This window comes from Haloarchaeobius iranensis, assembly GCF_900103505.1.
In the GTDB taxonomy this organism is placed as follows: domain Archaea; phylum Halobacteriota; class Halobacteria; order Halobacteriales; family Natrialbaceae; genus Haloarchaeobius; species Haloarchaeobius iranensis.
Genome location: NZ_FNIA01000018.1, coordinates 61,712 through 67,711 on the forward strand (window position 1 = coordinate 61,712; position 6,000 = coordinate 67,711).

Annotated in this window: 8 protein-coding genes; 1 reads left to right on the plus strand and 7 read right to left on the minus strand. The window is 68.5% G+C overall.

Annotated elements, in window-relative coordinates; genetic code table 11:
• Window positions 1-236 precede the first annotated feature (236 nt).
• Window positions 237-953: a DUF7117 family protein gene (locus tag BLT27_RS14445; RefSeq protein WP_089735119.1), complete on the plus strand. Its 717-nt coding sequence runs from the start codon at window positions 237-239 to the stop codon at window positions 951-953.
• Between the two features lie 13 nt (window positions 954-966).
• On the opposite strand, the gene BLT27_RS14450 is transcribed toward BLT27_RS14445, so the two are convergent.
• The 7 genes from BLT27_RS14450 to BLT27_RS14475 all read right to left on the minus strand — a co-directional run.
• Complete coding sequence (locus BLT27_RS14450; protein ID WP_089735121.1) at window positions 967-1,911, minus strand: alpha/beta hydrolase; 945 nt, start codon at window positions 1,909-1,911, stop codon at window positions 967-969.
• Window positions 1,912-1,968: 57 nt separating this feature from the next.
• A complete protein-coding gene (locus tag BLT27_RS19870; protein WP_175526475.1) occupies window positions 1,969-2,142 on the minus strand; it encodes a hypothetical protein in 174 nt (57 codons plus the stop codon).
• Between the two features lie 56 nt (window positions 2,143-2,198).
• Window positions 2,199-3,089 carry a tetrahydrofolate dehydrogenase/cyclohydrolase catalytic domain-containing protein gene (locus BLT27_RS14455; RefSeq protein ID WP_089735123.1) on the minus strand — a complete coding sequence of 297 codons (891 nt, stop codon included), beginning with the start codon at window positions 3,087-3,089 and terminating at the stop codon, window positions 2,199-2,201.
• A gap of 90 nt (window positions 3,090-3,179) precedes the next feature.
• Window positions 3,180-4,622 (minus strand): MATE family efflux transporter, encoded by a 1,443-nt coding sequence (locus tag BLT27_RS14460; RefSeq protein ID WP_089735124.1) that lies wholly within the window; start codon window positions 4,620-4,622, stop codon window positions 3,180-3,182.
• Entirely contained in the window at window positions 4,622-5,239 is a 618-nt protein-coding gene (locus tag BLT27_RS14465; protein WP_089735126.1) for a TetR/AcrR family transcriptional regulator, read from the minus strand. Before BLT27_RS14465 ends, BLT27_RS14460 begins: the two co-directional genes overlap by 1 nt.
• A gap of 176 nt (window positions 5,240-5,415) precedes the next feature.
• Window positions 5,416-5,658: a M48 family metalloprotease gene (locus BLT27_RS14470; protein WP_089735128.1), complete on the minus strand. Its 243-nt coding sequence runs from the start codon at window positions 5,656-5,658 to the stop codon at window positions 5,416-5,418.
• Between the two features lie 26 nt (window positions 5,659-5,684).
• On the minus strand, window positions 5,685-6,000 hold a 316-nt coding region (locus BLT27_RS14475; RefSeq protein WP_139172245.1), incomplete at its 5' end, for a transposase.

Sequence of the window (6,000 nt, forward strand, 5' to 3'; positions counted from 1 at the left end):
ACATCGTACCACCCCATTGTGCCCCATCCGGCATGAACGTGATGGTCGTGCAGGTCCGGCTGTACGACTACGCGGAGCGACGGGCCCGTCGGGGAGTTCTGGCTGTCCGCGTTCGGGTCCGTTCTCCCGGGTGAGGAGCCGTTCCCCTGGTATCGGTACCGATGACGCTCCGAGACCCGTCTCCCGACGCCAGAACCCGACAACCTTTCCCCACGACACCCGAACGCACGAGCAACATGGAGATCCGGGGCGAGCGCGAGTGCAAGGAGTGCGGGACACGGTGGTCCTACTACGAGAGCGGGGGCGTCTCCTGTCCGGAGTGCGGGAGTCTGCACAGCGTGGGCGTCGACGACGACCGGAAGCTGCACACGACGCAGTCGGTCGAGTTCGACCTCACCGAGGCGCGCGAGCGGTTCGAGAACGAGCCGGAGGACGAGGCGCTGCGGTCGGTCGCGGAGACGGTCCGGGCGTACCAGCGCAAGCGCGGGTTCGTCGACGCGGGGGAGCTGCGCGAGCTGGACGACGACTACCTGGTGGCGGGTGAGCTGCGTCAGGTCGCGGACCTCGTGGACCGCTCGTTCGACCCGAGCGACGAGGAGGAGTGGTACCTGCTGCGACTGCTCCAGGGGGACACGCAGGGCCGGCCCGAGCCGGCGGACGTGCCCGAGTCGCTCCGCGAGGCGCGCGGGCTCGCCGCCGCGGACGCGGTGCGGGAGTACCGGCGGGAGCTGCGGGACTGGCTGGACGCGAACGACGTCGAACCGGACCGACCGGCCACGCAGGTGTTCTCGTCGCTGGACGAGCGGGCGAAGCGGATTCGCGCGCTCGAGGGCGACGTGCCGCCGCGGGAGGCCGACGCACTGGTCGAGGCGCTCCGCGACGTCGTCACCTACGTCAGGGACGGCGACGAGGTGGCGCTGTCGCGGGCGCAGGACCGGCTGGCCGACGACTGATTCTCACACGCGCTCAGGCGTCCCGGGCGTCCAGTTCGGCCGCTATCGCCTCGATGCCGGCGCGCGCGGTGTCGACCCCGGGGTCGCCGAGCATGGAGACGAAGCCGTGGACCATCCCCTCGAACTCGCGGTAGGTGGTGTCGACGCCGGCGGCTTCGAGCCGCTCCGCGTAGGCCCGCCCCTCGTCCCGCAGTGGGTCGAACCCCGCCGTGATGACGAGCGCGGGCGGCAGGCCGGAGCAGTCACGCGCCTGCAGCGGGAACGCGAGCGGGTTGTACGCGTCGAACTCGTCCGCGATGTACTGCTCGAAGAACCACTCCATGTCGGCGGTCTCGAGGAAGTAGCCGTCGGCGTTCTCCTCGCGGGAGGGGAACGACTCCGGGTCGCCGTCGCTCGCCGTCGCCGGGTAGACGAGGCACTGGTGGTCGATGGCCGGGCCGCGGTCGCGGGCGAGCAGACAGGTGACGGCGGCCAGGGTGCCGCCCGCGGAGTCGCCTGCGACGGCGAGGAAGCCGTTCCCGCCCAGCTCGCCCAGATTGTCGCTGGCCCACTCGGTGGCGGCGTGGGCGTCCGCGACGGCGGCGGGGAACGGGTGCTCGGGCGCGAGCCGGTAGTCCACGGAGACGACGACCGCCTCGGCCTCGTTCGTCAGCGCGCGACAGACCGCGTCGTGGGTGTCGAGGGTCCCGATGACGAAGCCACCGCCGTGGAAGAAGACGACCGTCGGCTGCGGTCCCTCGGTCTCCGGTCGGTAGATACGGACCGGGACGTCGCCGTCGGGGCCAGGTATCGCGCGGTCCTCGACCGCGCCGACGGGTTCCTCGCCGGCGGCCCGGGCGAACAGCGGGTCCATGGTCGCGCGGGCCTCCTGCGGGCTCATCTCGTGTAGCTTCGGTACGTCCATCGACTCGATCATCGTCAGGAGCGCCTGCACCTGCGGATGGGGTTCCTCGGCCATGCGGGCGTGTACCGAGCGCAAGGAGAAAGAGCCTCGCCCCGCCGACCCCGTGTGCCGCTACCAGCCGATTCGGTCGCGGTCGTGCCGGGACGGCGCGTCGGTCGTGAACCGGGCGCGCCAGAGCGGGGTGTCGGTACCCGTCACGGGAGCACGCGAGGCCTGGTCCTCACCGATGCCGGGGCCGGGCGGGAGGTGGCCGGCCAACAGGCCGGAGAACCACACGACAGTCACGACGAGGACTGCACGAGCGTTGTGTGGTGAAGCATGCTGGCGGCCGTGGTGTCGACCTACAGCTCGACGTCGACGCCGGACTGCAGACTGGCGGCCGTGACGGTGTTGTACAGCAGCATCGTGATGGTCATCGGCCCCACGCCGCCGGGCGAGGGCGAGATGACCGACGCCTTCTGCTTCGCGCTCTCGAAGTCCACGTCGCCGGTGAGCTCGTAGCCCTTCTCGGTGTCCGCATCGACGCGGTTCGTGCCCACGTCGATGACGACCGTCCCCTCGCTCAACATGTCGCCGGTGAGCATCTCGGGACGGCCGACCGCGGCGACGACGAGGTCGGCGTTCCGGGTCTTCTCGGCGAGGTCCCGCGTGCGGGAGTGACAGACCGTCACCGTGGCGTTGCCGCCGTCGGCCTTCTGCATGAGCAGGTTCGCCATCGGCTTGCCGACGATCTCGGAGCGACCGAGGACGACCGCGTCCATGCCCTCGGGGTCGACGTCGGCCGCGGCGAGCATCTTCTGGATGCCGTGGGGGGTGCACGGTTTGAAGCGCGGATTGCCGCTGACGAGCCGGCCGACGTTCTCGGGGTGGAAGCCGTCGACGTCCTTCAGCGGGTCCACGCGGGAGAGCACCTCGCGCTTCGGCACGTGGTCGGGAAGGGGCATCTGGACGAGGATACCGTGGACAGCGGGGTCGTCGTTGAGGTCGTCGATGACCTCGTACAGCGCCTCGGCGGGTTCGTCGGGGTCGATCTCGACGGTGGTGCCGTCGATGCCGACCTCCTCGCAGGCGCGCTGCTTCATCGAGACGTACGTCGCCGACCCGTCGTCGCCGCCCATGAGCACCGTCGCCAGCCCGGGGGTGACGCCCTCGGCCTCGAGGTCGTCGATGGCCGCGCGTACGTCGTCCCGGACGGATTCTGCGACCGCGTTGCCGTCGATGACGTGTGTCATTACGCCGGAGGTTGGCCGACGCACCCCTTCAATCCTCGGATTCGTGCTCAAAACAGCGGCTCAAGATTCGATTCTATACACGAACGTGAATCAGTCGTCGGTCGGGCTGGCCTCGGGCGCCGCCCCGCCGCGCACGTCGCTCTTCCGCCAGGAGCCCTGCTTGATGAGCGCGAACGCGATGAGCGCGCCGGCGGTGTTCGAGACCACGAACGACGCCCAGATGCCCGCCTGGCCCGTCGCGTAGGGTGCCCAGCTGGCGAACGGCTCGATGGACCGCGAGAGGACGTACGCGATGGGCAGTCGGATGACGCCGAGCATCATGATGGAGACCGTCGCGGAGAGCATCGTCTTCCCCGAGCCGCGGAGCGTGCCGTTGTAGGCACGCATCATCCCGATGAAGCCGAACGTCGGCGCGACGACCCGGAGGAACGTCACCGCGATCTCGGTCGCCCGCTCGTTCGGCGACAGCGGCGAGACGATGGGCTCGGTGAACGCGAACACGAACACCGCGACCGCCGAGAGGATGAGGAACATCGCGATGGCGGCAGTGTGGGCGGTGCGCTCTGCCCGGTCGCGCTTGCCCGCCCCGATGTTCTGGCCGACCATCGTCTCGACGCCCTGCCCGACCGCGATGGCGGGCAGGAAGATGACGCTGAAGATGCGGATGCCGACCCCGAAGGCCGCGACGAACGTGTCGGTGAAGATGGCGACGACGACGAGCATCAGGTTCACCGAGATGGAGCGGCCGGTGCTCTCGATCGACGCCGGGAGGCCGATGTTCAGCATCTTCCGGAAGAACTGCAGGCCCGGCTTCATCTGCGAGAGGTGTATCTCGATGCCCCGTTTCCCCTGGAAGAGGATGCCGAGGCCCACTGCGGTCGCGAGCGCCCGGGAGATGACCGTCGCGATGGCCGCGCCCTGGACGCCCAGTCCCTCCGGGATGGGGCCGAACCCGAAGATGAACAGCGGGTCGATGGCGACGTTGAGCACGACCGTGCCGAACATCACGATCATCGGCGTCACCGTGTCGCCGTACCCCCGCATCAGCGAGATGAACACGAAGAAGCCGAACATGAACGGCATGCCGAGCGCGATGACCTCCATGTAGTTCGTCGCCTCGCGGAGCACGTCGCCGCGCGCGCCCAGGAACCACAGCACCTCCTCGACCAGGAGGTAGCCCACGACGCCGAGCAGCGCCGAGGCGACGAGCGCGAACAGCACCGTCTGCGAGGCGGCGTACTCGGCTTCGGATTCCTCATCCGCGCCCGTGTGCTGGGCGACGAGGACGCTGCCCGCCACCGAGAGCCCCATCCCGAGTGAGATGAGCAGGAACACCATCGGGAAGCCGAACGTGATGGCCGCGACCGCCGTCTCGTTCAGCTGCGCCAGCCAGAACGTGTCCGCCAGGTTGTACGCCGTCTGGAGCAGGTTCGTGATGACGATGGGGAGCGCGAGTAGGAACAGCGGTTTGCCGATGCCGCCGGAGGTCAGGTCCAGTTCGTCCTGCCCGCGGAACACGTCGAAGACACCCATCAGGCATCACCCCTGTACAGTCGCGCGTCGAGGTACTCGTCGAGCTCTGCCCGCGTCGCCGCCACGCCACCGGCGTCGTCCCGGGTGACCCGCTGGATGCGGACGCCGTTGACCGTCGTCAGCAGGAACTCGGCGGCTCGCGCCGGGTCGACATTGTGGAAGGAACCCTCGTCGATGCCCGCCGCGATGATCTCCGCGAACCGCTCCCGCAGCGCGCGGTCGTGCTCCGTGAACTGCTCGCGGTAGGCCGCGTCGTGCGGCGCCTGCCCGCGCAGCTCCTCCATCGCGGCGGTGAACGCCGCCGTCTCCTCGTCCAGTTCGACCCCGGCGACCCGGTCGAGCAACGCCTCCAGGCGTGCCCGCGGGTCCTGCTCCTCGCGGCACTCGGCCTTCGCCTCCCAGTGCTCCAGCATGAACCGCAGGAAGTCGACGAGGAGGTCGTCCTTGCCGTCGTAGTGGTGGTAGAGGAGGGACTTCGACTTCTCGAACTCGTCACCGATCCGCTGTATCGTCAGGTTCGCGTAGCCGTGGCTCGTGAGCGCGTCGTACGTGGCCCGCATGATGGCGGCCCGCGTGTCGTCTTCGGTGGCGGCGGCGAACCGACTCGTGTCGCCCATCGTTGAATGAATGTTCAGTCAGCCAGCTACTAAAGTGGCCGGTTCTCGGTGGATGGACGACTGAGCGTGCGACACGTTCGCGATGACGGAGCCGGTATCTCTGCCGCGGGTAGCGTGACCGCGTGCCACGATTGGAAGACGATGCAGACTGTAGGGTCACAAGATACGCACACGTCTCAGGCGGATGGCGTCCCGTCGCCGGGCGTCTCCTCGGCCGATTCGGCCGTCTCCTCGCTCATCTCCTGTACGTACCGGATGCGCTCGGGGATGGGCGGGTGGTCGTGGTGGAACGTCTCGTACAGCGGGTGCGGGAACGGGTTCTGCATGTTGTCAGCCGCGAGGGCGGCGAGCGCGTTCGCCATCGGGGCCGCGCCCATCGTCTCGACGGCGAACGTGTCGGCCTCGCGCTCGTAGGCCAGCGAGAGAGCGTGTCATAGAATCCATCTCATAGTTTCTCACAGCCCGGTTCGTTTCCTCGCTCGTAGTTGGTGATAGCAATGACGAGCCGGAGACACAGTGCCAGGAACACTTCTGTTCGTGCGTGGACGCGGCCTCGGGCGCGGACGTGCCCGAGGCCGCAGTCCTTGACTGCGTCGTTGGTCCGTTCGACCCCTGTCCGGTGGTTGTACGTCTCGTCTAAGACTGACTGCTTGAGCTGAACGTCCTCGCTGTGTTCGGTGATGCGGTCTTCGACTCTGTACTCGATATCTTTCGGGTGGTCAGTGTTTCGCGGGTTGTATGGAGCGATTGGCACGACCCCT